20 protein-coding genes are annotated in these 24,749 nt (G+C 68.3%); 7 read left to right on the forward strand and 13 right to left on the reverse strand.

From position 1 onward, the window contains the following. The first annotated feature begins 152 nt into the window (after positions 1–152). Positions 153–890, forward strand: a complete 738-nt coding sequence (locus tag ABD357_RS03190) for a hypothetical protein (protein WP_344387329.1) — start codon at positions 153–155, stop codon at positions 888–890. Positions 891–1,013: 123 nt separating this feature from the next. Here the strand turns inward: ABD357_RS03190 and ABD357_RS03195 are convergent, their stop codons facing one another. The 4 genes from ABD357_RS03195 to ABD357_RS03210 all read right to left on the reverse strand — a co-directional run bounded on the left by ABD357_RS03195 (position 1,014) and on the right by ABD357_RS03210 (position 2,730). Beyond that, on the reverse strand, positions 1,014–1,529 hold the full coding sequence (locus ABD357_RS03195) for a helix-turn-helix domain-containing protein (protein WP_344387330.1): 516 nt from the start codon (positions 1,527–1,529) through the stop codon (positions 1,014–1,016). Then, on the reverse strand, positions 1,526–1,723 hold the full coding sequence (locus ABD357_RS03200) for a type II toxin-antitoxin system RelE/ParE family toxin (protein WP_344387331.1): 198 nt from the start codon (positions 1,721–1,723) through the stop codon (positions 1,526–1,528). Before ABD357_RS03200 ends, ABD357_RS03195 begins: the two co-directional genes overlap by 4 nt. Positions 1,724–1,936: 213 nt before the next feature. After that, on the reverse strand, positions 1,937–2,293 hold the full coding sequence (locus tag ABD357_RS03205) for a hypothetical protein (protein WP_344387332.1): 357 nt from the start codon (positions 2,291–2,293) through the stop codon (positions 1,937–1,939). After that, positions 2,290–2,730 (reverse strand): ATP-binding protein, encoded by a 441-nt coding sequence (locus ABD357_RS03210; protein WP_344387333.1) that lies wholly within the window; start codon positions 2,728–2,730, stop codon positions 2,290–2,292. The genes ABD357_RS03205 and ABD357_RS03210 overlap by 4 nt, the downstream gene beginning before the upstream one ends. Before the next feature lie 303 nt (positions 2,731–3,033). Here ABD357_RS03210 and ABD357_RS03215 point away from each other — a divergent pair, with 303 nt between their 5' ends. Together ABD357_RS03215 and ABD357_RS03220 are read left to right on the forward strand one after the other, a co-directional pair. Beyond that, positions 3,034–3,885, forward strand: coding sequence for a Scr1 family TA system antitoxin-like transcriptional regulator (locus ABD357_RS03215; RefSeq protein ID WP_344387334.1), 852 nt, complete (start codon positions 3,034–3,036; stop codon positions 3,883–3,885). Between the two features lie 11 nt (positions 3,886–3,896). Then, positions 3,897–4,094 carry a DUF397 domain-containing protein gene (locus ABD357_RS03220; RefSeq protein ID WP_344387336.1) on the forward strand — a complete coding sequence of 66 codons (198 nt, stop codon included), beginning with the start codon at positions 3,897–3,899 and terminating at the stop codon, positions 4,092–4,094. Here ABD357_RS03220 and ABD357_RS03225 read toward each other — a convergent pair. The 3 genes from ABD357_RS03225 to ABD357_RS03235 form a co-directional block, all read right to left on the reverse strand. Then, positions 4,081–4,845, reverse strand: a complete 765-nt coding sequence (locus ABD357_RS03225) for a class I SAM-dependent methyltransferase (protein ID WP_344387338.1) — start codon at positions 4,843–4,845, stop codon at positions 4,081–4,083. The genes ABD357_RS03220 and ABD357_RS03225 overlap by 14 nt on opposite strands. 89 nt (positions 4,846–4,934) lie before the next feature. Then, complete coding sequence (locus ABD357_RS03230) at positions 4,935–5,156, reverse strand: hypothetical protein (RefSeq protein WP_165345107.1); 222 nt, start codon at positions 5,154–5,156, stop codon at positions 4,935–4,937. A gap of 125 nt (positions 5,157–5,281) precedes the next feature. Beyond that, a complete protein-coding gene (locus tag ABD357_RS03235) occupies positions 5,282–5,953 on the reverse strand; it encodes a TetR/AcrR family transcriptional regulator (protein ID WP_425584728.1) in 672 nt (223 codons plus the stop codon). A 106-nt stretch (positions 5,954–6,059) separates the two neighbouring features. Between ABD357_RS03235 and ABD357_RS03240 the strand changes: the two genes are divergently transcribed. Together ABD357_RS03240 and ABD357_RS03245 are read left to right on the forward strand one after the other, a co-directional pair. After that, positions 6,060–6,989: an ABC transporter permease gene (locus tag ABD357_RS03240; protein ID WP_344387342.1), complete on the forward strand. Its 930-nt coding sequence runs from the start codon at positions 6,060–6,062 to the stop codon at positions 6,987–6,989. Continuing rightward, positions 6,982–7,818 (forward strand): ABC transporter ATP-binding protein, encoded by an 837-nt coding sequence (locus ABD357_RS03245; RefSeq protein ID WP_344387343.1) that lies wholly within the window; start codon positions 6,982–6,984, stop codon positions 7,816–7,818. Before ABD357_RS03240 ends, ABD357_RS03245 begins: the two co-directional genes overlap by 8 nt. Before the next feature lie 1,006 nt (positions 7,819–8,824). Here ABD357_RS03245 and ABD357_RS03250 read toward each other — a convergent pair. From ABD357_RS03250 to ABD357_RS03260, 3 genes are read right to left on the reverse strand one after another with little or no spacing between them, the layout of a single operon-like run. Continuing rightward, on the reverse strand, positions 8,825–9,982 hold the full coding sequence (locus ABD357_RS03250) for a glycosyltransferase (RefSeq protein WP_344387345.1): 1,158 nt from the start codon (positions 9,980–9,982) through the stop codon (positions 8,825–8,827). An 11-nt stretch (positions 9,983–9,993) separates the two neighbouring features. Next, positions 9,994–12,861, reverse strand: a complete 2,868-nt coding sequence (locus ABD357_RS03255) for a bifunctional glycosyltransferase/CDP-glycerol:glycerophosphate glycerophosphotransferase (protein WP_344387347.1) — start codon at positions 12,859–12,861, stop codon at positions 9,994–9,996. 60 nt (positions 12,862–12,921) lie between these two features. Then, positions 12,922–17,862 carry an NAD-glutamate dehydrogenase gene (locus tag ABD357_RS03260; RefSeq protein ID WP_344387348.1) on the reverse strand — a complete coding sequence of 1,647 codons (4,941 nt, stop codon included), beginning with the start codon at positions 17,860–17,862 and terminating at the stop codon, positions 12,922–12,924. A gap of 742 nt (positions 17,863–18,604) precedes the next feature. Here ABD357_RS03260 and ABD357_RS03265 point away from each other — a divergent pair. Continuing rightward, on the forward strand, positions 18,605–19,171 hold the full coding sequence (locus ABD357_RS03265; RefSeq protein ID WP_344387349.1) for a DJ-1/PfpI family protein: 567 nt from the start codon (positions 18,605–18,607) through the stop codon (positions 19,169–19,171). A 67-nt stretch (positions 19,172–19,238) separates the two neighbouring features. Here the strand turns inward: ABD357_RS03265 and ABD357_RS03270 are convergent, their stop codons facing one another. Both ABD357_RS03270 and ABD357_RS03275 read right to left on the reverse strand, forming a co-directional pair. Then, a complete protein-coding gene (locus ABD357_RS03270) occupies positions 19,239–19,904 on the reverse strand; it encodes an HAD family hydrolase (RefSeq protein WP_344387350.1) in 666 nt (221 codons plus the stop codon). 71 nt (positions 19,905–19,975) lie between these two features. After that, complete coding sequence (locus tag ABD357_RS03275; RefSeq protein ID WP_344387351.1) at positions 19,976–20,491, reverse strand: DUF6912 family protein; 516 nt, start codon at positions 20,489–20,491, stop codon at positions 19,976–19,978. 323 nt (positions 20,492–20,814) lie between these two features. On the opposite strand from ABD357_RS03275, the gene ABD357_RS03280 reads away from it, so the two are divergent. After that, a complete protein-coding gene (locus ABD357_RS03280) occupies positions 20,815–21,432 on the forward strand; it encodes an Rv3235 family protein (RefSeq protein WP_344387352.1) in 618 nt (205 codons plus the stop codon). Positions 21,433–21,690: 258 nt separating this feature from the next. On the opposite strand, the gene secA is transcribed toward ABD357_RS03280, so the two are convergent. After that, entirely contained in the window at positions 21,691–24,543 is a 2,853-nt protein-coding gene (gene secA / locus ABD357_RS03285) for a preprotein translocase subunit SecA (protein WP_344387353.1), read from the reverse strand. Positions 24,544–24,749 lie beyond the last annotated feature (206 nt).

Here is a 24,749-nt window from a genome sequence, read left to right on the forward strand (position 1 = left end):
TCGAGGCCTCTCGGTCGGCCTGGCGATAGGGTCCACACGTGCGTTGATCTTCCGGGCGGCGGCCGATAGTCACCGCGGACGGTGCGGGGCGCCCCCGACAGCGGGGCCGCCCCGACAGGCATACCCGTCACCATCCCACCGGAGATCACGCAGTGACTGCTCAGCAGCCCCTCACTTACGAGGCGTTCGTCGAACTCGCCCTCGCTGATTCCGCCGTCGTCGGCCTCGTTCTCAAAGGGTCCCAGGCCCACGAAGGCCTGACCACCAAGCATTCCGACCACGACCTGTACGTCGTCCTCGCCGATGACGCGGCAACGGACACCACCCGGTTCACAGGCCACCGTACCCCCGAGCTCGACCTCGTCGTCGTCCCTCTCAGCGAGTTCCGCACGGCCGGAATGCCCGGCTTCGAGCGCTACGCCCTCGCCCGCGCCCGGATCGTGCTCGACCGGCTCGACGGAGGCATCGCCCAGCTCCTGGCCGACAAGGCACGTCTCGACGTCGATGAAGCCTTCCGGGACTCCCGCAACTGGCTCGACGCCTATGCCAACTCCCTCTACCGCTCCGTCAAGAACGACCGCGACGGCCATTCACTCGCCGCCCGCCTGGACGCCGCCGACAGCATTCGATTCCTGCTGGAGCTGCTCTTCGCTCTCGATCGTCGCCCCCGCCCCTACAACAAGTACCTGGAGTGGGAACTCGCCCGATACCCGCTGCCCGGCTGGGACACCGACATGCTGCTCGGTGCTGTCGCCCACATCTCAGGAACAGGCGACGTGCCCCTGCAACAACACCTCTTCGCCCGTGTCGAGGCAGCGGCCCGGCAGGCCGGACACGGTGCGGTGCTGGATGCATGGGGCGAGGACCTCGACCTGATGCGACCGCGGTAGAGGGACGCCGGCGGAGGGCGGACTGCGGTCGGCACCCAGCCCGGTAACCCTGTCGAAGTTGGTCCGCCCGCCGCTGCGTTCGTCGGGACAGTCCCAACGTGACTGCTCTGACACGTGGCTTGGTCAGGCGACTTCGGTGCGGAAACCGTCCATTTCGGCCACGACCTTCAGGCTTTCCGGTTTCTGCTTCAGGATCGTGTACAGAAGGTCAGCGTTGGTACGGTCCGTGGGGGCGGGGAGGAACCAGACTCGCCCGCCGGGTTGCGTGATTTCGATCCGTACGTCGCCCCCGATGGCCTGGATGTAGGCGGCGAGGTCGAAGATGAACTGGGCTAGGGGGATCAGCTCGTCCGAGGTACTGGTCTCCAGCTCGTCGATGCGGGAAAGATCGACACGGGGAGGGCTGAAGGCGCCGGATTCCAGGTTGATGACCCGGGCGAGTTCGACACCCATACGGCGGGCGACGTCTTCGCGGGTGGCGCTGGCTCGCTCGCGGAGTTCGACGAGCCGGGCACCTCGTTCTTCTGCAGCCAGGCGCTCGGCTTCCCGCTTGACCCCTTCGCGGTCGGCCGGGTCGTCGAAGAATTCGGCGAGCAGGTCATCAGGGGTGTCGTAGACGCCCGCTTCGTGGGTGTTCATCGTCGGCCCTCCTCCGTCTCCTTCAAGTGTCGCTCATATCGCTCTTCGGCGATCGGAATCGACTCGTCGTACCAGCCGGTCCAGTTTCCTGCCTTGTTACCGGCGGCGAGCACAACCGCTTGGCGCTGAGGGTCGAACACGTACAGCATGCGAATGGATACCCGGCTGCCGGAGCGCGGCCGGAGCTCCTTCATGGCGTACTGGGACCCGGTGATCCGATCGGCTGTCGGGCGCCCCCAGTCCTGGCCCCCGTTCTTGCAGCCGAGTCAGTGCGGCGGTGATGTGCTTCAGCGTGTCTGGGTCGTCCCGCCTGAGCTGGTGCAGCCAGCCACGGACCTCCGGGACGATGACCAGCCGATAGATGTATGGATTCGGTGGTTCCAAGGAGCGCTCCCCCTGTTGGTCGTTCAAACCTCGATCTCCCGCTCGGCCTCACGCAAAATCGTGTTGATCTCCGCCATGGCGGCGCGGAACGCGGCTTCGCCAGCCGTCTCGTCCCGAGCGATCCGCTCAGCTTCATGCAAGCGACCCGCCTGTGCCGGATCTCGCTCGATCGCCACGAAGACGCCCCAGCGTTTCAGGAAGAGCTGAAGCGGAGCCGTACCCCCGGTCTGGCTGGCCTGGTCGAACGCCCGCCCGGCCTCCAAGTCGAACTGCGGCAGGTCCACGAGGCTCACCCGCTTTACCGCCTCGCGCAACGCGTGCCTGGCCAGGGGCGGCATCGGGGTGATCGGCCCATCGTGATGGACCGGCTGTGCGCTCATCCCTCGATCCCTTCTCGCCCGAGGCCGGATGGGCCGGGCGCCCCGAGTTCGAACCAGACGCCCTTCCCTCCCGGGGGCGGGCCGACGCAGTGTGCGGCGTCGGGTTCCGTGCCCCATCTCCCCTCGGTGAGCGCGTCCACGAGCCACATGCCGCGCCCGCTCTCGCCGTGACGGCCCTCTCTCAGAACGGGTGGCTGGACATCTCCGTCGTAGACGGTGACCCGGACCGCAGCGAGCGGTTCACCGACTGCCAGCCGTAACACAGCGTCGACTCCTTTGGCGTGTACGCAGGCGTTGGTGACGAGTTCGGAGGTGCAGAGGGCCGCGTCGTCGACGAGGTCGCCGAGTTGCTGGGAGCGCAGGACGGAGGCGACGAAGTCGCGGGCGACGCGAGGGGTGGTGTCCAGGGAGGGGCAGAAGAGGGTGTATTCGGGCATGGAGGATCAACTCCGTTGCAGAGATGGGGAAATGTAGGGAGGAGGGAACGGGAGGAGGTAGGGCGCCGGTCGGTGTCATTGCCCGTGGGGTCGACTTCACACGGGTGCGCTTCCAACTGGCGTTGGGCATGGGTGAGTTGAGCAGCCGACGACTGCCACGACGCAGCGTGTCGGCTTCAGCACTGAAAGTAGGGGGCAATGTATAGCCGGAGCAACCTATAGCCACGAATTGGTGACGGCTCTCGCGCCCGTGCCATGCTGGCGCGGCAAACCAGTTCAGCGGGCGACCAGGAAGAAGGGGCGATGCCGCCAAGGAGCAATCCCACGGCCCGACAAGAGCGCCTGGGTGCCGAACTCCGCAAGATGCGCGAACGCGCTGGGATCTCCGCACGCGCCGCTGCCGCGCTACTCGGGTCGAACCCCATGCATCAGAGTCACGTCGAGACCGGGCGCAGCGGCATCAGCGAAGACAGGCTCCGGCGCCTCGCCGCCCACTGCGCGTGCGATGACGCCGCGTACGTAGACGCCTTGGTAGCCGTGGCTACCGAACGCGGAAAAGGGTGGTGGGAGGAGTACCGAGGCATCGTCGCCCCTTCGGGACTGAACCTGGCCGAGCTGGAACAGCACGCCGAGAGTGTCCATACGTTCCAAATGGCGCATGTCCCGGGCCTGTTCCAGACCGAGGATCACATGCGGGCCATGTTCCGCTACGTGTCTCCGGACTGGCCGCAGGAGGACCTGAACGCACACGTCGCGTTCCGCTCTCGACGCCAGCAGATCATCACCGGTGAACGTGCCACTCCGTACGAGGCGGTTATCCATGAAGCTGCCCTGCGCATCCTCGTGGGCGGCCGAAAGACGACCCGCGCCCAGCTTGAACACATCCTGGAACTCTCGGACCTGGATAACGTGACCGTGCGCGTCCTGCCCTTCGCCACTGAGGATTTCGCCGGAGCAGGGCACTCCATGCTCTACGTACGCGGCGCGGTCCCCCAACTCGACACAGTCCAACTGGACACCGCGCACGGCGGCGAGTTCCTCGACAGCGAACCGCGGCTCAAGCAGTACCGGAAACGCTACGAGAGGGTCGTATCCACGGCCCTCGAACCGGGACCCTCCCGTGACTTCATCACCCAGATCCTCCAGGAACTCTGAAAGGCGCCCCCTTGTCCACTCCTCTCACCTGGCAGAAGTCCTCGTTCTCGGGCGGCGGTTCGGGCGAGGACTGCGTCGAACTCGCCACCGCCGACACCGCGATACACCTCCGCGAGAGCGACCACCCCGCAACACTCCTCACCACCAGTCCCGCCCCCCTGCGCGCCCTCCTCTCAACCCTCAAGTCCGGGCACCTCACCTCGCGATGAGGACAGGTTGGAAGAAGCCAATGCTCTCAGGTCTCTCCCAACTGACCTCGGAGAAGCCCGCGTCGGTGACGAACCGCGTCAACTGCCGCTGGCCAAGCGCCCAGTACGTGGCGCGCCGTACTCGGACCTGCCAGTCGTCCCCGTCCGGTACGAGTTGGAAGTGCTCCAAGTCGTAGTGCTCTCCGTCGTCGTGCCAGTCCCAGAGCTGGAAGCCGACGGTCCGGCCGGCCTCGGTCCGGGACACGCTCGGTGGGGTGGCGGCGGGGCGGGAGGCGAGGATCTCGTCGTAGCGGCGAATGCTGAGCAGGAGCAGGCCGCCTTTGTGGAGGACGCGTCGCATGGCGGCCAGGGCGGTACGGACGTCCTCCTCGGTGAGTAGATGGGGAAGCGAGTTGTCGGCACACACGACGACGTCGAAATGACCGTCACCGAAAGGAAGTTGGCGCATGTCAGCCACGGCCGCCGGAAGCCGCACTCCCCGCGCGGCCGCCTCCCGCACCGCCCGGCCAACCGCCGCCCTGCTGATGTCGCTGCCGGTGACCCGATGCCCCCGGAGCGCCAGCCCGATGGCCTGCGTACCGATCCCGCACGCGCAGTCCAGGACAGCCCTGGACCCCTCCCCCAGCCTCGCCCGGATGATCGCGTCCAGGCTGCCGCCCTGCCGGACCACGCTGGCGTCCCAGTCGGCGTAGATCAGGTGGTAGTCGTCGGCAAGCTGGTCGTAAAAGCGCGCCACGGGGTGCTCGGCCATGCGCTCACGCTAGCCGCGGTGGCGGAAACGCGTTCGCCGCGGGTGGGACGGCTGTCCCAGTCCGCGGCGAGCGTTGCTGACGGGCTCCGTCAGAGTTTGTCCATGCGGGTGTAGGGGCTGACGATTCGGGCCTGGCGGGCACCGAAGTCGACGAGCATCGCGACGCCGTCCTCGACGCCGACGATCGTGCCCAGGCCGAACTGGTCGTGCGACACTCGGTCGCCCAGAGCGAAGTGCTTGGCGACCGGGGCAACCGGAGCTTTGAAGGGACTGGTGGGCAGATGGCGCCGGGGCGCGGAAGGCTTCGTCATCGTGAAACCAGTATGCGCCAGCGCGGGCCCGAGGTGTGAGTCACGGATGACAACGATCCGGCGCCCGGTGTGCAACGCGGGCCACCGCGCGCCCCATCACAGGCCCGTGACAAGGCCCACACCGCCTACAACGCCTTGAGCGCCGCCGCTGTGGCCCGCGCCAGCTTCTCCAGGTAGCCCTTCGGCAGTTTCGGGTCGCGGATCACCACCGAGCGCCAGTACAGCGGGCCGGAGATGAGGTCGAGGGCCATCTCGTCGTCGATACCCATACGGACCTCGCCGCGCCGCTCGGCCGCCGCGACGATGCCGCTTGCGACGCCCTCCTGGCCTTCTCGCAGGGCCTTCTGCATGGCTTCCGCGATGTCCGGGTTGCGGGCCGCCTCCGCCTGCAGGTCGGGAATGATCTGCGAGGCCAAGGGGTGGCGGAGGGCGCGGGCCGTGACCTCGTACAGCAGCCTCAGGTCGCCCTCCAGGGTTCCGGTGTCCGGTGCCGGCAAGCCCTGGACCGCGATCGCCGACACCAGGTCGAGCACCAGGTGCAGCTTGGAACGCCACCGGCGGTAGACCGCTGTCTTGCCTACGCCCGCGCGGCGCGCGATGCCCTCGATGGACATCCGGGCGTAGCCGACGGCCGCGAGTTCCTCGAAGACGGCCGACCGGATGGCTTCCGTCACATCCTCGCGGAGTACGGCCGCCCCAGCCGGAGCTCTTCGGCGTGGCTGCTGGGAGCCCTGGGCGGCTCCGTCGGCGTTTCCGGCAGCTTTCCCGTCGGGGTTCTTCGTCATGCCGCACAGCATAGGGGCGTTACGACGAAACGGTTGCGTTCCGACGCTGGACCTGTCTACGCTCACGTTGCGACGATACGGTCCCGTCCCGACGTAACGCCAAGCGCAAGGAGCGCACGTGAGTCAGGTCCTCGACACCGCGCCCCCGGCGCCGGCCCCACCCGACGCCCCGCCCGCCGACGACCCCGCAGCACTCGCCGCCCGCTACGGCCTCACAGTCAGCGGCGCCCGCCCCACCCTGCCCGCGTACGTCCGCCGGCTGTGGGCGCGGCGGCACTTCATCACGGCGTACGCGACGGCCAGGCTCACCGCGCAGTACAGCCAGGCGAAGCTCGGGCAGGTCTGGCAGGTGGCGACGCCGTTGCTGAACGCGGCGGTCTACTACCTCGTCTTCGGCAAGCTGATGGGCACCAGCCGGGGAGTGCCCGACTACGTCCCGTTCCTGGTCACGGGCGTGTTCGTGTGGACGTTCACGCAGAGTTCGATCATGGCGGGCACGCGGGCGATCTCGGGCAGCCTGGGCCTGGTCAGGGCGCTGCACTTCCCGCGTGCCGCACTGCCGGTGTCGTACGCGCTGCAACAGCTCCAGCAGTTGCTGTTCTCGATGGCTGCGCTGATCGTGATCCTGCTCTGCTTCGGGGTGCCGGTCGCGGCGTCGTGGCTGCTGGCGGTCCCGGCTCTGGCACTTCAGTTCGTGTTCAACGCGGGCGTGGCGATGATCATGGCGCGGATGGGGGCGAAGACGCCGGACATCGCGCAGCTGATGCCGTTCCTGCTGCGTACCTGGATGTACGTCTCGGGTGTCATGTGGAGCATCGACAGAGTGCTCAGCGCTCACCAGGACCTGCCGCGCGTCGTGCTGCTCGCGCTGGAGTGCAATCCGGCCGCGATCTACATCGACCTCATGCGGTTCGCGCTGATCGACAGCTTCCAGGAAGGCCGGTTGCCGCAGCACGTGTGGCCGCTCGCGATCGGCTGGGCGTTCCTCGCGGGCGTCGGCGGCTTCATCTACTTCTGGAAGGCCGAGGAGACGTACGGACGTGGCTGAGCAAGCAGAGAACCCAGAGAACGCTGAGAACCACGAGAAGATCCCCACCGTCATCGCCGACCGCGTCGACATCGTCTACCGCGTCAACGGCACCGGCGCCGGCCGCGGCTCCGCCACCGCCGCGCTCAACCGCATCCTCCGCGGCAAGAAGACGGAGCAGGCGGCGGGCGTACGCAAGGTCCACGCGGTCAGGAGCGTGTCCTTCACCGCGTACAAGGGGGAGGCCATCGGGCTGATCGGAACGAACGGGTCCGGCAAGTCGACCCTGCTCAAGGCGGTCGCGGGGCTGCTGCCCGTGGAGAGCGGCCGTATCTTCACGCATGGCCAGCCGTCCCTGCTCGGCGTGAACGCCGCTCTGATGAACGACCTCACGGGTGAGCGCAATGTCCGCCTCGGAGGGCTCGCCATGGGGATGTCCCGCGAGCAGATCCGTGAGCGGTACGAGGAGATCGTCGACTTCTCCGGGATCAATGAGAAGGGGGACTTCATTACGTTGCCCATGCGCACGTATTCCTCCGGGATGGCAGCACGGCTCCGGTTCTCGATCGCCGCCGCGAAGGATCACGACGTGCTGATGATCGACGAGGCGCTGGCCACCGGAGACCGCTCCTTCCAGAGGCGGTCCGAGGCCCGGATCCGGGAGCTGCGGAAGCATGCGGGCACGGTGTTCCTGGTCAGTCACAACAACAAGTCGATCCGGGACACGTGTGACCGGGTGCTGTGGCTCGAAAGAGGCGAGCTCCGGATGGACGGGCCGACCTCCGCAGTGCTGGCCGCCTATGAGGAGTTCACCGCTGGCCGCCCACCAGGGCACCCCAATGGCCGTTGACAGCTCACTCCCCCCGAGCCGCATTGCTGCTGTCGGTACGCCCCTGATCGCCACGGGATTGGCATTCTGGGCACAGCTCATGACGCCCCCCGCAGGTGAGCACACTTCCCCAGCCGTTACATGTCTGGCAATCGGCAGCCAAGGCAGCGTTGGCACGCGGGGTCGGGTCGGGGGTGGCAGCCAGGGCATGCCCCATGAATCTCTCCTCGGGTCGAACTCGCGACGACAGCGCCGCCTCACACGGACATGCCCAGTTTAGTCCGAATGATGCCTGAATGCACCCGTTTACCTTGATTTAATGACCGTTTATTTCTGGTTTGATCCCCAGCGTCACATGTGATCATGGAATCGGCCCTCTCCCGAAGCCGCCGCCAAGTGATCTCAACGTTTGTCCGCGAGGGCCTGCGGGATCCGACACCAGGCGATGTCCGGACGGGCTCCTGACCCGGCCCATGTCGGTGCCGGCCGCTACCGTCACGGGCGTCCATCTGCTGTTGCTACTCGGACGGCGCCTCGCCCAGCGTGGAACCCGGGCGCGGCCCGTTACCGTACGTGTGGTCACGTGGCCGCTCAGTTTCGCTAGGTACCAGAGCCCTACACGCGCCAGAACCGCCGTCCGTACCCGCGCGTGGAGCGTGCCCGCCGGCATTTCGGGCGGGCGACCACGATGAAGCACGTGCCCGCCAGCGCGTGGGTGGAGTGATGGATCACCGTTGGGCTAGCCTGTGACGGTGCGACAGCCAGACAGGACATGGCCGGTGCCACCGCGGCCGACCGCTTCGGGCGCAGGCTTCTGTTCATCCTGAGCGTTTGTGTGTTCACCCTCGCCTCCGTGGTCCCGGCCTTGTCCCAGGGCTCACCGTCCTGGCAGGCGCCCGTGCCCTGCAGGGAAATCGCCGCCGCGACGGTGACCGTGACCTCGCTCGCCCTGGTGAGCGCAGCGTTCGCCAGCAGCGAGGAGCGGGCGAAGGAAGCGGTGACGGAAGGGGCGGGCCTGGAGTCCCCCTCAGCGCTCCAGGAAAGCGAACAACTCCTCCCAACGCCGTACGATCTCATCCGTTCTGTAGCGCTGGATGTTCGCCCTCGCCGCGTCCCCCATCCGGTCCCGCAACTCCTGGTCGGACATCAACGTGCCCAGTCTGCGGGCCAGTTCGCCTGTGTTGCCGAGGCCCGCGAGCAGACCGTCCTCCCCGTCCCGGACGATCTCGCGCACCCCGGGCGCGCAGTCGAACGCGGCGCACGGCAGGCCCGTAGCCATCGCCTCCATCAGAGCGAGCGGGAAACCCTCACCCCGCGACGACTGGACGAAGACCGAGCCGCCGCGCAACGCGCCCGCCGCATTGCCCGTACTCCCCATCCACTCAACACAGTTGTCGAGCCCCAGTGCCGTGCACTGCTTCTTCAGTACCTCCTCGTCCTCGCCGGAGCCGTAGATCCGCAGGGTCCAGCCGGGGTGCTGCGGGGCGACCTCGGACCAGGTGTCGAGGAGCATGTCGATGCCCTTCTGGTCGTGCAGACGCCCCATGCTGACGACCACGTTCGCGGTGCGCGGCGAGGGGGTGGCGGGCATGAAGGGCAGCGGATTCGGCATGTACGAGACGTTGTTGAGGCCCTGTCCGATCCACAGGTCCGCGTCCTCGCGGGTCAGGGCGAGCAGGCGGTCGACGTCGCGGTAGTGCCTGAGCACGCGCCGGAAGCGCCCGGCCGCCTTGGAATACGCGAACGACTCGTGGGTCATGCCGATGACCGTCAGTCCCCGAGTGTCGGCCGGTCCCCGTGTGCCGGCCAGTCCCCGTGTGTCGGCCGGTCCCCCTGTGCCGGCCAGTTCCACCCACTCCATGGCCCACACCTGCGTGACGATCACGACCGCGCCGGGCCGCGCCGCCCGGAACAGCGCCGTCAGCCTGGCGGCCTGTTCGCGCATGCTCGTCCGGCGGGCCCGGCCGGGGCGGGGCGGCTGGGCGTCGTACAAGGTCGTTGTGGGGTACGGGAGTTCGTCGCCCAGTTCCTGCTCGACCTCGGCCGGAGTGATGCCGACGACGTGCACGCGATGCCCGCGCCCGGTGAACAGCCGGGCCATCTGGTGCGACCAACTCGTCACTCCGCCCAGCTCGTTGACGCTGTTGGAGACGAAGAAGACGTCCCGCTCGGGGTGCCCGGTCACGCGCGCCTCCACTAGGGCCTCCACTGGGAGAAGAACTGCTCGACGACGCTCTGCGCCGCGTTCCCCTTGTCGTACTCGCCGAAGTCCGCGACGAACCGCTCCCGTGCCGCCGCGTACTTGACCACCTGTCTCTCCAACGAGCCGAGGACGGCGTGCAGTTCGTCCTCGGTGCGCACGACGGGTCCGGGTGCCCGTTCCAGCAGGTCGAAGTAGGTCCCGCGGCCCTCGTACACGTACTCCTCGTAGTCGTAAGCGAAGAAGAACATCGGCCGGTCGAGGAGGGCGTAGTCGAACATCACGGACGAGTAGTCGGTGATCAGGCCGTCGGCGAGCGCCAGTAGCGGGGTCACGTCGTGGTGTGTCGATACGTCGATGACACGGCCCCGCACGGACGGCGGGAGCACCACGTGGTTGAGGTAATGCGGGCGGACGAGGAGGACGTGGCGGTCGCCGAAGGTGTCCGCGAAACGCTCCACGTCGAAGGGCAGCTCGAAGCGGCCCTTCCCGCGTCCGCGGAAGGTGGGCGCGTACAGCAGGACCCTTCTGTCCTCCGGGATGCCCAACTCGGCGGCCAGCGGCGGTCGTTCGGTGGCCCGGCGGGCTCGTACGAGCGCGTCGTTGCGCGGGTAGCCCACCCGCAGCAGTGTCTTCTCCTGGAGGCGGAAGGCGCGGGCGAGCGTGCGGACGTCGTGCTCGGTGCGGATCAGGAAGCGGTCGAAACGGTCCAGTGTGCGCTGCTGCTCCTCCTGCCCGCGACGGAACCTGAGCTTCCACTCCGGCTCGTCGAAGCCCATCCGCTTGAGCGCCGAGCCGTGCCAGGTCTGGATGTACGTGGTCTGCGGCCGCTTGGTGAGCTTCAGCGGATAGCTCTGGTTGTCGATCCAGAACTCGGCCCGGGCCAGCGCCTGGAGATAGGGCAGCGACCAACGGCGTACGAGCGTGGCGTCGGACGGGAAGCCCACCGGGCTGCCGGTGTACGACCACACCGCCTCGAACTCCAGGCCCTGGCGCCGCATTTCCTCGTAGATGGCCCGCGGGCTGTCGCTGTACTGCCGGCCCAGGTGACTCTCGAAGACGACCAGGCGCTTCTTCACGGGCAGCCGGCTGAACGCCTCGTGGTACAGCCGGATCTTGGTGTCACCGGAGGTCAGCTTCTTGCGCACCGCTTTCGCCTTCCGGTATCCGGACTTGGCGAGCCGGCCTGGCGGCCCCTGCACGCCACGTGCGACGAACCTGTCCACCTGCTCGCGGGACACCAGCCGGAAGCAGAGATGGCCGCGCGAGGAGATGTCGGGCTCTATGTGGTGGGCGGCCAGCCGGGTGAGCCGGGGCCGGACGGGCAACTGCCCGGCGGCCAGGCCTGGTTCGGAGGCGGTGAGCCGGGTCGTGGTGCGGGCGCCGTCGACGTCGAGATGGAGCCGTACATCCCATACGGCGTCCACGATGCCCAGCGGACGCAGCCCGCGCGCAAGGTCCGCCGAAGCCTCCCAGGCGATGGTCTCGCCCTCGTGCCGCAGGGTGGTTACGGGGAACCGGAAGGTCTGGAAGCGCAGGCCCTTGCGGCGGGCGTAGAACTCCAGCTCGCCGGTGAGCCGCGCGCCGGGCGGGATGATGCCGAGCGGGTTGGTGATGCGCCCGGCGAGACGGACCGTGCCGGCCGCTTCCGCGTAGCCGGTCAGGGCGTTGCGCAGGAACATCTTCTGGAGCGGCTTGGTGTGGTAGCCGAGTTCGGTGACGTCCAGGACCTGCCGCCCGAAACCGTCGCCGTCGGGATGACCGGCGTCGCACCAGTAGATCCGCCCGTCGCGTTCGAGGAGCGGCGAGGAGATCTTGTCGCGGTTGGTGAGCGTGTCCACGGCCGGGAGGAGGTGGTCCCAGTCGCTCGCCCGCAGCAGATGGGCGCAGATGGCATGGATGGGTTCCACCTCGTCGAACGCGGAGCGGTCGATCGAGTCGAGGTAGTCGCGGGCGATCGCGGCGAACTCCTGCCGGTAGGCGGCGTCCCGGAACGGCAGTTCACGCAGGTGCAGCACCAGATCGTGCTTGAGGAACTTGACGTCCTTGTGGAACTTCAGCTCCAACAGGCCCTGTTCCGCGAACAGTTGGTCGACCCGGCGATGGATCTCCATCCGTTGTGCGAAGTTGGCGATCTCGTCGCGCCGGTTGCTGATCGACTTCGTGGCGGCCTTTTCGACGACGTTCCAGTCGTACACGCGGTTGGGGATCAGGGTGATGCGGCGGGCGGCCGCATACGCCCGCGCCGAGAAGAGCAGGTCCTCGTAGTGGATGCCGACGGGGAAGCGCAGGTCCCGGTCCAGCAGGAACTGCCGGCGGTAGCACTTGTTCGTCGACAGGGTGTCGAAGACCAGCAGGTCGGGCAGCTCGGCGATCGACTCCAGGGTGCGGGTGCGCGCGTACAGCCAGGGGTACCACTTGACCTCCTTGCGGCTGCGCGCATCCACATACACGCGGACGCACAGCCCGGAGACGAGGTCGGCGCCGGTGGTCTCGGCCGCTTCCAGGAGGTTCCGGCAGGCATTGCGTTCCAGTACGTCGTCGCTGTCGAGGAAGACGACATACGTACCGCGCGCCTGCGCGAGGCCGTGGTTGCGCGGCGCGCCGCAGCCGCCGCTGTTCTCCGGGAGCCGGTAGGCGCGTACGCGATCGGGATGCTCGGCGGACAGCCGCCGGGCCGTCTCGTACGAGCCGTCCGTGCTGCGGTCGTCCACGATCACGACCTCGACGCCGCGCAGCGTCTGCGCCAGCACGGAGCGGACGGCCGTCGGCAGGCGGGACGCGTCGTTGTAGACGATGACGACGACGGTGACGTCGGGTACGGCGGCAGTGGCGCCGGGCGGCCGGGACGGATCCAGGTTCACCCCATTGATCCTAAATGTCCCGGTCGCCCCCGTCCTCGTACGTACCGCCGTACGTACGGCCTACAAATGCGTACGCAACAACGTCCTCATCGTCCGCATCGCCACCGACAGGTTCGCCAGGTCGAAGGACTCCGAGCTCTGGATCTCCTCCAGGGTCGTACGAGCCCGGCCCAGGATCGCCGCGTTCTTCTGCTCCCAGGCCTTGAAGCGCTGCTCCGGTGTGGCCGCGCCGTTTCCGAAGGCGAGGACGTCGGAGGTGAGCGCCGCGTGGGCCGCGTACAGGTCCTCGCGGATGGAGGCGCGGGCCATGGACTGCCAGCGGTCGGCGCGCGGGAGCTCGATGATGCGGTCCATGAGCTGGCTGACGCGGAGGCGGTCGGCGAGGTCGTAGTACACCTCGGCGACCTCCATCGGGTCCTTGCCGGTGCGGTCGGCCACCGCGACGACGTCGAGCGCCGGGAAGGCCGCGGAGAAACCGGCGACGCGCTGGGCGAGCTCGTCCGGGACACCGGAGGCCGACAGCTCGTCGTAGATCCGCTCGTACCACTCCAGGTCCGCGCCGCGCACGAGCTTTGGCAGCTCGGCCCAGACCCGTGCGACTCCCTCGCTGAAGAAGTCGATCGTCTCGGCGAGCTCGAGCGGCTGCGGCCGGTTGTTGAGCAGCCAGCGGGTGCCGCGCTCGACGAGACGGCGGGAGTGCAGGCGGATACGGGTCTGGACGGCCGCTTCGACCCTGTTGTCGAGCGCCTCGACCTCGTCCCACACCTCGCTCAGCCCGAAGATCGCGCGGGCCGCGGTCTGCGCCCGGACGATCTCCTCGAGGGAGGCTCCGGTCTCCTCGCGCAGTCGGTGCAGGAAGCTCGTACCGCCGGTGTTGACCGTGTCGTTGACCAGCACCGTCGTGGTGATCTCGCGGCGCAGCGGGTGGCTGTCGATCTGCGACAGGAACTGCTCGCGCAGCGCGGTCGGGAAGTACGCGTGCAGCAGGCCGCGCAGGTACAGGTCGTCGGGCAGCGAGGTGTGCAGCAGCTCGTCGGCGACCGTGATCTTCGTGTACGCGAGGAGGACGGCCGTCTCCGGCTGGGTCAGACCGTGCCCGGTGTTGAGGCGCTCACGGATCTGGCGCTCGGTTGGCATGAACTCCAGGGCCCGGTCGAGGTGCCCGGCGCGCACCAGGTGGCGTAGATAGCGGTGCTGGGCGTGGAGCATGTCCGGGGACTGGGCGAGCGCGTTGGCAAGCGCCACGTTCTGGGCGTAGTTGTTGCGCAGGACCAGTTGGCCGACCTCGTCGGTCATCTCGGCGAGCAGCTTGTTGCGCTGCTTGACGGTCATGTCGCCGTCCGCGACGACCGTGTTGAGCAGGATCTTGATGTTCACCTCGTGGTCGGAGGTGTCCACGCCCGCGCTGTTGTCGATGGCGTCGGTGTTGACCTTGCCGCCATGCTGCGCGAACTCGATCCGGCCGAGCTGGGTCAGACCCAGGTTGCCGCCCTCGCCGACGACCTTGACCCTGAGGTCGGCGCCGTCCACGCGGATCGCGTCGTTGGCCTTGTCCCCGACGTCCGCGTGCGTCTCGGTCGACGCCTTCACGTACGTACCGATGCCGCCGTTCCACAGCAGGTCGACCGGTGCCTTGAGAATCGCCCGCATCAGATCGGCCGGGGTCATCTTGGCGACGCGGTCCTCGATGCCGAGGGCCTGACGGATGTGGCTGTTGAGCGGGATGGACTTGGCGCTGCGCGGGAAGATGCCGCCGCCCTGTGACAGCAGCTCCTTGTTGTAGTCGGCCCAGGAGCTGCGGGGCAGCTCGAAGAGGCGGCGGCGCTCGGCATAGGAGGTGGCCGCGTCCGGGTCCGGGTCGATGACGATGTGCCGGTGGTCGAAGGCGGCGACCAGGCGGATGTGCTCGGACAGCAGCATGCCGTTGCCGAACACGTCCCCGGACATGTCGCCGACCCCGACGACGGTGAAGTCGTCGGTCTGCGTGTTCACGCCCAGCTCCCGGAAGTGCCGCTCCACGGACTCCCAGGCGCCGCGGGCGGTGATGCCCATCTTCTTGTGGTCGTAGCCGGCGCTGCCGCCCGAGGCGAAGGCGTCGCCGAGCCAGAAGTTGTAGTTCTGCGCGACCTCGTTGGCGATGTCCGAGAAGGTCGCGGTGCCCTTGTCGGCGGCGACGACGAGGTAGGTGTCGTCCTCGTCGTGCCGTACGACGTCGGCGGGCGGTACGACCTCACCGGCCACCATGTTGTCGGTGATGTCGAGCAGCGCCGAGATGAAGGTCTTGTAGCTGCGGATGCCCTCGGCCAGCCAGGCGTCGCGGTCCACGGACGGGTCCGGCAGATGCTTGGCGACGAAGCCGCCCTTCGCGCCGACCGGCACGATGACGGTGTTCTTGACCATCTGCGCCTTGACCAGGCCGAGGATCTCCGTCCGGAAGTCCTCACGGCGGTCGGACCAGCGCAGACCGCCTCGCGCGACCTTCCCGAACCGCAGGTGGACGCCCTCGACACGCGGTGAGTACACCCAGATCTCGTACGCCGGACGCGGCGCGGGAAGGTCGGGGATGGCCGTCGGGTCGAACTTCATGGAGACGTACTCGTGCGGCTTCGCGCCCGCCGCCTCCTGGAAGAAGTTGGTGCGCAGGGTCGCCTTGATGACGGTCAGGAACGACCGCAGGATCCGGTCCTCGTCGAGGGAGGCGACCTGGTCGAGGGCGGCGTCCAGCTCCTCGAGGAGGGCGTCGGTCAGTTCCGTACCCGCCCGCTGTCGGTCCGGGGACATCCGCGCCTCGAAGAGGGAGACGAGCAGCCGGGTGGTGTGGACGTTGTTGCGGAGGGTGTCCTCCATGTAGTCCTGGCTGAAGGTGGAGCCGGCCTGGCGCAGGTACTTCGCGTACGCACGCAGCACCATCGCCTGCCGCCAGCTCAGGCCGGCGCTCAGGACGAGGGAGTTGAAGCCGTCGTTCTCGGCCTGCCCGGTCCAGGTAGCCGAGAAGGCGTCCTGGAAGCGCTCGCGGGCGTCGTCGGCGAGATAGTCGCCGCTGCCCTTGGGCGGGGGCACGCGCAGGCCGAAGTCGTAGATCCATGCGGAGGTGCGGTCCGAGCAGCGCAGCTCGTACGGGCGCTCGTCGGTGACCTCGACGCCGAGCCGGGTGAGCACCGGCAGGACGGCGGAGAGGGAGACCGGCGCTCCGGTGCGGTAGATCTTGAAGCGGCGCTCGCCGGGCCCGGCGCCCACCGGCTCGTACAGGCTGAGCGCGAAGTCCTTGCCGTCGCCGAGCTGCTCCAGGTGCAGCAGGTCGGCGACCGCCGCGCGCGGGTTGTGGTCGGCCTTGTAGCCCTCGGGGATGGCGTTGCCGTACCGGCGCAGCAGTTCGGCCGCGCGCTCCTCGCCGCACTCGGCGTTCAGCGCCTCGGCGAAACCGTCGGCCCAGGAACGGGCGGCCTCCACGAGCCGCGCCTCGATGCGCTCCTTGTCGGCGTCGGACAGCTCCGGCAGCTCGGTGCCCTGCGGAACGCGGACCACGAAGTGCAGCCGGGACAGGATCGACTCAGTGTTCCAGGCCGTGAAGTCGACGCTGGTGCCGCCGAGCTCCTCCTTGAGGATGTCGATGATCCTCAGGCGTACGGCCGTGGTGTAGCGGTCGCGCGGCAGGTAGACGAGGGCCGAGTAGTAGCGGCCGTACTCGTCCTGGCGCAGGTAGAGGCGGAGCCGCCGGCGCTCCTGCAGGTAGAGGACGGAGGTGACGATGGAGCGCAGCTCGTCGACCGGGGTCTGGAACAGCTCGTCGCGCGGGTACGTCTCCAGGATCTGGAGCAGATCGCGCCCGTCGTGGCTGTTGGGCGAGAAGCCCGCGCCCTTGAGGACCTCCTGGACCTTGCGGCGGATCACCGGCACACGGCGTACGGATTCGGTGTACGCGGCGGAGGAGAAGAGCCCGAGGAAGCGCCGCTCACCGATGACGTTCCCGTTCTCGTCGAACCTCTTCACGCCGATGTAGTCGAGGTAGGACGGACGGTGCACGGTGGAGCGGCTGTTGGCCTTGGTGAGGATGAGGAGCTTGTGCTCGCGAGCCTTGGCGCGCGCGTCGGCGGGGAGCCGGCTGAAGGAGTGCGAGTGACCGTGGGCGTCGTCGCCGCTGTGGTGCGGGTCGGCGCGCAGAATGCCGAGGCCGGTGCCGGGTACGGCGGCGAGGGAGTCGTCCTCCGTCAGTTCGTACTCGCGGTAGCCGAGGAAGGTGAAGTGGTCGGCGGCCAGCCAGCGCAGCAGCTCGCGGGCCTCCTCGACCTCCTGGTCGCGCAGATCGTCGGCGGTGGGCTCGGCCGGCAGGTCGTCGGCGATGCGCAGCGCGGCGTCCCGCATCTTCTCCCAGTCCTCGACGGCCTCGCGGGCGTCGGAGAGCACGCGCAGCAGATCGGCGGTGATCTGCTTCAGGTCGGCGCGGTCGGTCTCGCGGTCGATCTCGACGTGGATCCAGGACTCGATGTGAGCGTCGTGCGGCAGGTCCTCGGCGGCGGGCCGGGTGGGCTGGACCTCGATGAGCTTGCCGGTGACATCGCGCCGTACGACGAACTGGGGGTGGATCACGACGTGAATGCCGCGCCCCTGCCGGGACAGCTCGTTGGTCACGGAGTCGACGAGGAAGGGCATGTCGTCGGTGACCACCTCGACGACGGAATGGCTGCAGGTCCAGCCGTTCTCCTCGACGGTCGGGGTGTGGACCCGCACATTGGCCGTGCCCTGGGGTCGGTTTTCGGCCAGCCGGTAGTGGGAGAAGGCGGCTCCGAAGACATCGACCGGGTCACGGTCGGTGAGATCCTCCGGGGCGGTGTGCAGGTAGTAGCGCTGGAGGAACGCGAGCACGGTGGCGTGGTCCGGGGTGGCGGAGGTGCCCTCGTCCTTCGTCCCGGTCGGTAGATGCACCCCGGCCGGGCTGTTCTCAGCTACCCGGGCGGCCCGTTCGAGCAGCTCGGCCTTGGCTTCGTCCAGCTTGGTCTGCATTGTCCTCTGGCTCCTGTCGCGCGCCGTTGCGTGACGCCGAAAAACGTGAAGTGACATAGCGCCGCGACGCGGGGTGTCCGGTCTGCTTCGACGCTATGCCGCGATGTGAGAGGGGCGGGGCGTTATCGGCCATGTTCGGCACCGCCGGAGACTGTGAGACTGCTCTCGGTGACCCGTACCGCCCGCGAAGACCAGCGACCGCCCGGCCACGGATGTCGTCCGTGCGGTCCGGGCGCAAAGCGGGAAGACGGACGCTCCCGCGACATATCGCGCTGATCACGTGACAAGGCTATCGCTCCCCACGGGGGCTCCGTCATGAGCCGCATGTGTACAAAAGAGGGGGTGGGATTTTGACAGTCTGCACAGTGCGCGCGGGCTTACGAGCGGGCGCTCGGGGCTTGGGGGCGTGGAGGAGTGGGCGACTCGGGACTCCCCGGAAGGCGAGGCGCCCCGTGAGGGGCGCGGGGCTGTGTCAATGTGCGGCTCCGCCGCGCGGGCTCGACCAGCCTCCTCCCCCCACCGGCCCGCACTTCATCACCGCGCCTCCAGCGGAGCGTCCCGGTGGCGCGGGAAGTCGTGCGGCTTGAGGGTTGGGAGTAAGAACCCACCCGTCCACACATCCGCAGCCGAGCACCCGAGTCCCCCAGGTCAACGCAAACCCCAGCGCGCAGCCCCCTTGGCAAAAGCCCGACGCGGAGGCACGTTGGGCGGGACGGATCCCGGCGAAGGGAGCGGAGCGACCATGAGTGCGAAGATCCTGATCGTCACCGGAGACGCAGCGGAGTCACTGGAGGTCCTGTACCCCTACCAGCGCCTGCGTGAAGAGGGCTACGACGTCCACATCGCCGCCCCTGCCCGCAAGCAACTCCGCTTCGTCGTCCACGACTTCGAACCCGGCTTCGACACGTACACGGAGAAGCCCGGCTACACCTGGCCCGCCGACCTGGCCTTCTCGGAGGTCGACCCCGGCCAGTACGTGGCCCTGGTGATCCCCGGCGGCCGGGCACCCGAGTACCTCCGCAACGACCCCGAACTCCGCAAGATCCTGAAGTCCTTCTTCGACACGGACAAACCCGTCGCCCAGATCTGCCACGGCCCCCTGCTGACCGCGGCGATCGACGGCCTGCGGGGGCGCCGCGTCACGGCGTACCCGGCACTGGAGCTGGACATGCAGGCCGCGGGCGCCAGCTTCCAGGACGCCGAGGCCGTGGTCGACGGAACCCTCGTCTCGTCGCGCGCCTGGCCGGACCATTCCCGCTGGATGCGGGAGTTCCTCACGGTGCTACGAGCGAAGGCTCCGGTGACCTGACCTCGGTGGAGGGCCTACGCAACGGGTGCCACCACCCCCGTACGCCTTTGTACGCCCGTACGCCCCTTCACGCCGCCAACCGCTCCGCCTCCACGACCGCCTCCTCCAGGCTGTCCACGACAGGAACCCCTACCGATTCGAGGCTGGCCCGGCTGTGCGAGCCCCCGGTGTAGAGCACGGCCCGCGCCCCCACGTGCCGGGCCGCGATCGCGTCGTCCGCCGCGTCGCCGATCACGACCGTACGAGCGGGCTCCACGCCGGTCAGCGCCCCCACATGCCGCACCATGTGCTCGGCCTTGCTGCCACCGGACGGCCCGGTCCGCCCGTCGACCCGTATGAAGTGCGGCTCGATCCCGAAGTCCCGTACCAGCGGGACGAGTTCGTCATGTCCGTACATACTCAGCAGTGACTGGCTGCCACCCGCCGAAGCCCACTCGGCGAGCAGCCCCGGCACCCCGTCGGTGAGCCCGCAGCCGACCCGGTGCTCCGTGTAGTACCGGTGGAACGTCTCGTCCATGACCGCCCACTCCGCGTCCGTGGGCAGCCGGCCCATCAGCCGCTCGTAGAACCGCGGCACCGGAACGCAGTACAGCTCCCGGTACTGCTCCAGCGTGATCGGCTCCAGCCCCAGCTCGGCGAACGCCGCGTTCGTCGCCCCGATGATGGCCGTGTTGTCGTGGAACAGGGTCCCGTTCCAGTCCCACACGATGTGCGCTGCTTTGTGCTTCCCCATGCCAAAGAACGTACCCGCCCGCACTGACAAAGCCGCCGGCATTTTCTTCACCGCCGGCGGCAGCTCAGTGCTCAGTCCCCGAGTCCCACCAGGTTCGGGATCTCCTGCGTGGCGAACCACAGCAGCTCGTGGTCCTCGGCCCCGTCCACCACGAACTGCGCGTCGTCGTCGCCCGTGTCCGCCGCGCCCAGCGCGTCCGCCGCCGCCGTGACATCCGCCTCGGCCTCGCCCGAGTCGACGTGCACGGCCGCGGCCTTGGTCAGCGGCACGGGCCCCTCGACCCGCACCTCTCCGAGCGAGCCGGGGTCGAGCCCGCGGTCGGGATCGGCGACCGCGGCTCCCTCAGGGACGTCGAGGGCGACGACGACGCGTCGCCGCACGGAGCCGGGGTCGAGCGCGAGCAGCCGCAGCGAGGCGAGCGCGGCCCGGTTCAGCGCCGCGTACTCCAACTCCTCGATGTCGTCGGACAGATACCACTCGCGCAACGCGGGCGTGACGGCGTACGCGACGAAGGGCCCGGCCCCGAGCTCGCCCGTCTTGTACGCCTCGGCGAGACCGGAGAGGGTCAGGGGGACGTAGACGCGCATGGCTGGCCGCTTTCGTAGTCGGAGGACTCCAGGAGGACTGTCCCGCGCCTCCGGAAGGACCTTCAGGATACGTGCGAGGCGTCCCCTTTCGAGTCCGGTCGACCCCTCGCACGACGTCAACCACACGGCCCGGGTCTCACCCGGTACTCCCCAGCCCCGCCGGGGACCTCGTACGCCCTCGTCACCCTGATAGGTGAAAATTCCGGGCGCCACGGCGTGCAGCCGACGTCCTTGCAGCCGCCCGCTCCGGCGCCGTACAAGATCCCCCAACAGCAAGTTACTGCCCGGTATCTACTCGGGCCCAGCGAGCGGGGACAAAGGCCATGACCAAGGTGATGACCAGGACGAAGCGCAACCCGGGCACCCGCCCACCCAGCCGCCACGACACCCGCCGCCCCGCCGGAACCACCCCACGCACCACACCGGGCAGGGAGACTCCGGGCAGCTCGTCGCGAGGCGAGAACACGGGCAGCGCCACCGGCACGGGGCCCGGCGGGAGCACTGCGAGCACCTCCCGGACCATGCCCGGCGGCAACTCGCCCCGGACGGCGGGCCCTCGCCACAGGGCGCCCGCTCGAAGCCCGCTCAGGACGCCGCCGCAGCCTCGTCCCACCGACCTCTTCGCCGACCTCCTGCTCGCGGTGCTGAGCGGGCAGCGTCCCGTTCACAGCATGCTCCGGCACACGGCAGGCCGCGCGTACGACGAACTGGCCTGGCTCGCCGAACGCGGCCCCCTCCGCACGCGCGGCACCCGCCCGGTCGTACGCGACGTCGGCTACGAGGTCCCCCGCCCGGGCGCGATCGAGGCCTTCGCCCGCATCGGCGCGGGCGACCAGCTCCGCGCGATGGCCTTCCGTCTGGAGAAAGGCCATGACCTCCGCTGGCGCTGCACAGCGGTAGAACTGGGCGGCGCCCGCATGCCCCGTACAGACGACAACTGAGCCGTACGACACGGACAGCCGGCCCCCGCGGCCAACAAGGCCCAGCGCGCCTGAGGAGGCCGCAGGCCGCCCCTAGGAGGAAGCCGCAGGCCTCCTCCTAGGGGCGCGGGGAACTGCGCGACTGGCCACGACGCACCGGCAGCTTCAAACCGCACTTCCAGCCCCGACACCCAACAGCCCGAAGGGCCGGGCACCCCAAGGTGCCCGGCCCTTCACAGCTAACCTCGCCAGACAGGCTCAACCCAGCGGAGCGAACCGTCACTTCTTGCGGCGACGGCCCTTCTGCTGCTTGCGGCGCTCCGCGCGCGTGAGGCCGTCCGACTCGGAGCGCACCGGCTCCTCGTCGCTGGCGAAGTCGCCCTCGACGACACCGCCCTCGCCGTCCACGGTCGGCGCGGAGAAGTGCAGACGGTCCGGCCGCTGCGGGGCCTCGAGCCCCTTGGCGTGGATCTCCGGACGCGCACCCGCGGGCACGGCGTCCTCCTTCTTGTCGAGCGACGGCCTCGCGTCCTCGACCGGAACCTCCTCGACCTGCTGCTCGACCTGGACCTCCAGGTTGAACAGGTAGCCGACGGACTCCTCCTTGATGCCGTCCATCATGGCGGTGAACATGTCGAAACCCTCGCGCTGGTACTCGACCAGCGGGTCCTTCTGGGCCATCGCTCGCAGGCCGATGCCCTCCTGGAGGTAGTCCATCTCGTAGAGGTGCTCGCGCCACTTGCGGTCCAGGACCGACAGCACGACCCGGCGCTCCAGCTCCCGCATGATCTCGGAGCCGAGCTGCGCCTCACGTGCCTCGTACTGCTCGTGAATGTCGTCCTTGATGGACTCGGAGATGAACTCGGCGGTGAGGCCCGCGCGGTCGCCGACCGTCTCCTCGAGCTCCTCGATGGTGACCTTCACCGGGTAGAGCTGCTTGAAGGCGCCCCACAGCCGGTCCAGGTCCCACTCCTCGGAGAAGCCCTCAGCGGTCTCGGCGTCGATGTACGCGTCGATCGTGTCGTCCATGAAGTGCTGGATCTGGTCCTGCAGATCCTCGCCCTCCAGGACACGGCGCCGCTCTCCGTAGATGACCTCGCGCTGCCGGTTGAGGACCTCGTCGTACTTGAGGACGTTCTTACGGGTCTCGAAGTTCTGCTGCTCGACCTGCGACTGGGCGGAGGCGATCGCGCGCGTGACCATCTTGTTCTCGATCGGCACGTCGTCCGGGACGTTCGCCATCGACATCACGCGCTCGACCATCTGGGCCTTGAACAGCCGCATCAGGTCATCGCCCAGGGAGAGGTAGAAGCGGGACTCGCCGGGGTCACCCTGACGGCCGGAACGGCCGCGGAGCTGGTTGTCGATACGACGCGACTCGTGCCGCTCGGTGCCGAGGACGTAGAGGCCGCCGAGGTCCGTGACCTCCTCGAACTCGGCACGCACCGCCTTTTCGGCCCTCTCCAGGGCGGCGGGCAGCGCGGCGGCCCACTCCTCGATGTGCTCCTCGGGGTCGAGGCCGCGCTGGCGCAGCTCCGCCTCGGCGAGGTCTTCGGGGTTGCCGCCGAGCTTGATGTCCGTACCTCGTCCGGCCATGTTCGTGGCGACGGTGACGGCGCCCTTGCGGCCGGCCTGGGCGACGATCGTCGCCTCACGGTCGTGCTGCTTCGCGTTCAGCACTTCGTGCTGGATGCCGCGCTTGCTGAGCTGCTGCGAGAGGTACTCGGACTTCTCGACCGAGGTGGTGCCGACGAGGATCGGCTGGCCCTTCTCGTGCTTCTCGGCGATGTCGTCGACGACCGCGTCGAACTTGGCGACCTCGGTGCGGTAGATCAGGTCCGACTGGTCCGCGCGGATCATCGGCTTGTTGGTCGGGATCGGCACGACACCGAGCTTGTAGATCTGGTGGAACTCGGCGGCCTCGGTCATCGCCGTACCGGTCATGCCGCAGAGCTTGTCGTAGAGGCGGAAGAAGTTCTGCAGGGTGATCGTGGCGAGCGTCTGGTTCTCGTCCTTGATGTCCACCCCTTCCTTCGCCTCGATCGCCTGGTGCATGCCCTCGTTGTAGCGGCGGCCGGCGAGGATACGGCCGGTGTGCTCGTCCACGATCATGACTTCGCCGTCGATGACGACGTAGTCCTTGTCCTTCTTGAAGAGCTCCTTGGCCTTGATGGCGTTGTTCAGGTAGCCCACCAGCGGGGTGTTCACCGACTCGTAGAGGTTGTCGATGCCCAGCCAGTCCTCGACCTTGATGACGCCGGACTCGTGGATGGCGACGGTGCGCTTCTTCTCGTCGACCTCGTAGTCACCGGTCTCTTCGATGCCCTTGAGGGTGTTGCCCGCCTCGCCCTTCTTCAGGCGCGTGACCAGCTTGGCGAAATCGCCGTACCACTTGGTGGCCTGGTCGGCCGGGCCGGAGATGATCAGCGGCGTACGGGCCTCGTCGACGAGGATGGAGTCGACCTCGTCGACGATCGCGAAGTTGTGGCCCCGCTGCACCAGTTCGTCCTTCGACCACGCCATGTTGTCGCGCAGGTAGTCGAAACCGAACTCGTTGTTCGTGCCGTACGTGATGTCGCAGTTGTACTGCTCGCGGCGCTGGGCCGGCGTCATGTTGGCCAGGATGCAGCCGACATTCAGGCCCAGGAACTTGTGGACGCGGCCCATCATCTCGGAGTCGCGCTCGGCCAGGTAGTCGTTGACCGTGATGAGGTGGACGCCCCGGCCGGACAGCGCGTTCAGATACGCGGGCAGGGTGCCGACCAGGGTCTTGCCCTCACCGGTCTTCATCTCGGCGACATAGCCCATATGCAGGGCGGCGCCGCCCATGATCTGGACGTCGTAGTGCCGCTGGCCGAGGACGCGCTTGGCGGCCTCGCGGACGGTCGCGAACGCCTCGGGGAGCAGGTCGTCGAGAGCCTTCGTCAGGACTGCGTCGTGCTTCGACTCGTCGGCCTCGTCGGCGAGCGCCTCGGCGATCCGCTCCTTGTACTCGTCGGTGAGGGCCCGCAGCTCGGCGTCGGAGAGGTCGATGAAGTCCTCTTCGATGGAGTTGACCTGGTCCGCGATGCGGTGCAGTTTGCGCAGGATCTTGCCTTCGCCTGCACGCATGATCTTCGAGAGGACGGACACGGGGGTTTGTCTCCTTGCCGGTCGGGCCGGACGGTCGGGTTCAACAACAGTTTCAAATCACAGCTTGAGCAACGGCCATCGTAAGCGAGGACCCCACCGCGCCGGGAGGTCTGCCCGTGACAGCCACTAGGACAACGGACGGGAGTTGCGGAAGGTGCCGCGACGATGCAACGAAAGGTAACTGTCCCTTCACGCAGGGCAAAAAT

It is taken from the genome of Streptomyces vastus (assembly GCF_039532825.1).
GTDB lineage: Bacteria > Actinomycetota > Actinomycetes > Streptomycetales > Streptomycetaceae > Streptomyces > Streptomyces vastus.

What these genes read in the sequence shown, in the direction of transcription:
- ABD357_RS03225 (WP_344387338.1), bottom strand. Translation starts at nt 4,845, where the DNA reads ATGGCCGAGCACCCCGTGGCGCGCTTTTACGACCAGCTTGCCGACGAC.
- ABD357_RS03210 (WP_344387333.1), bottom strand. Translation starts at nt 2,730, where the DNA reads ATGCCCGAATACACCCTCTTCTGCCCCTCCCTGGACACCACCCCTCGC.
- ABD357_RS03270 (WP_344387350.1), bottom strand. Translation starts at nt 19,904, where the DNA reads ATGGGGAAGCACAAAGCAGCGCACATCGTGTGGGACTGGAACGGGACC.
- ABD357_RS03265 (WP_344387349.1), top strand. Translation starts at nt 18,605, where the DNA reads ATGAGTGCGAAGATCCTGATCGTCACCGGAGACGCAGCGGAGTCACTG.
- ABD357_RS03205 (WP_344387332.1), bottom strand. Translation starts at nt 2,293, where the DNA reads ATGAGCGCACAGCCGGTCCATCACGATGGGCCGATCACCCCGATGCCG.
- ABD357_RS03200 (WP_344387331.1), bottom strand. Translation starts at nt 1,723, where the DNA reads ATGAAGGAGCTCCGGCCGCGCTCCGGCAGCCGGGTATCCATTCGCATG.
- ABD357_RS03195 (WP_344387330.1), bottom strand. Translation starts at nt 1,529, where the DNA reads ATGAACACCCACGAAGCGGGCGTCTACGACACCCCTGATGACCTGCTC.
- ABD357_RS03215 (WP_344387334.1), top strand. Translation starts at nt 3,034, where the DNA reads ATGCCGCCAAGGAGCAATCCCACGGCCCGACAAGAGCGCCTGGGTGCC.
- ABD357_RS03275 (WP_344387351.1), bottom strand. Translation starts at nt 20,491, where the DNA reads ATGCGCGTCTACGTCCCCCTGACCCTCTCCGGTCTCGCCGAGGCGTAC.
- ABD357_RS03260 (WP_344387348.1), bottom strand. Translation starts at nt 17,862, where the DNA reads ATGCAGACCAAGCTGGACGAAGCCAAGGCCGAGCTGCTCGAACGGGCC.
- ABD357_RS03235 (WP_425584728.1), bottom strand. Translation starts at nt 5,953, where the DNA reads ATGCTGTGCGGCATGACGAAGAACCCCGACGGGAAAGCTGCCGGAAAC.
- ABD357_RS03280 (WP_344387352.1), top strand. Translation starts at nt 20,815, where the DNA reads ATGACCAAGGTGATGACCAGGACGAAGCGCAACCCGGGCACCCGCCCA.
- ABD357_RS03230 (WP_165345107.1), bottom strand. Translation starts at nt 5,156, where the DNA reads ATGACGAAGCCTTCCGCGCCCCGGCGCCATCTGCCCACCAGTCCCTTC.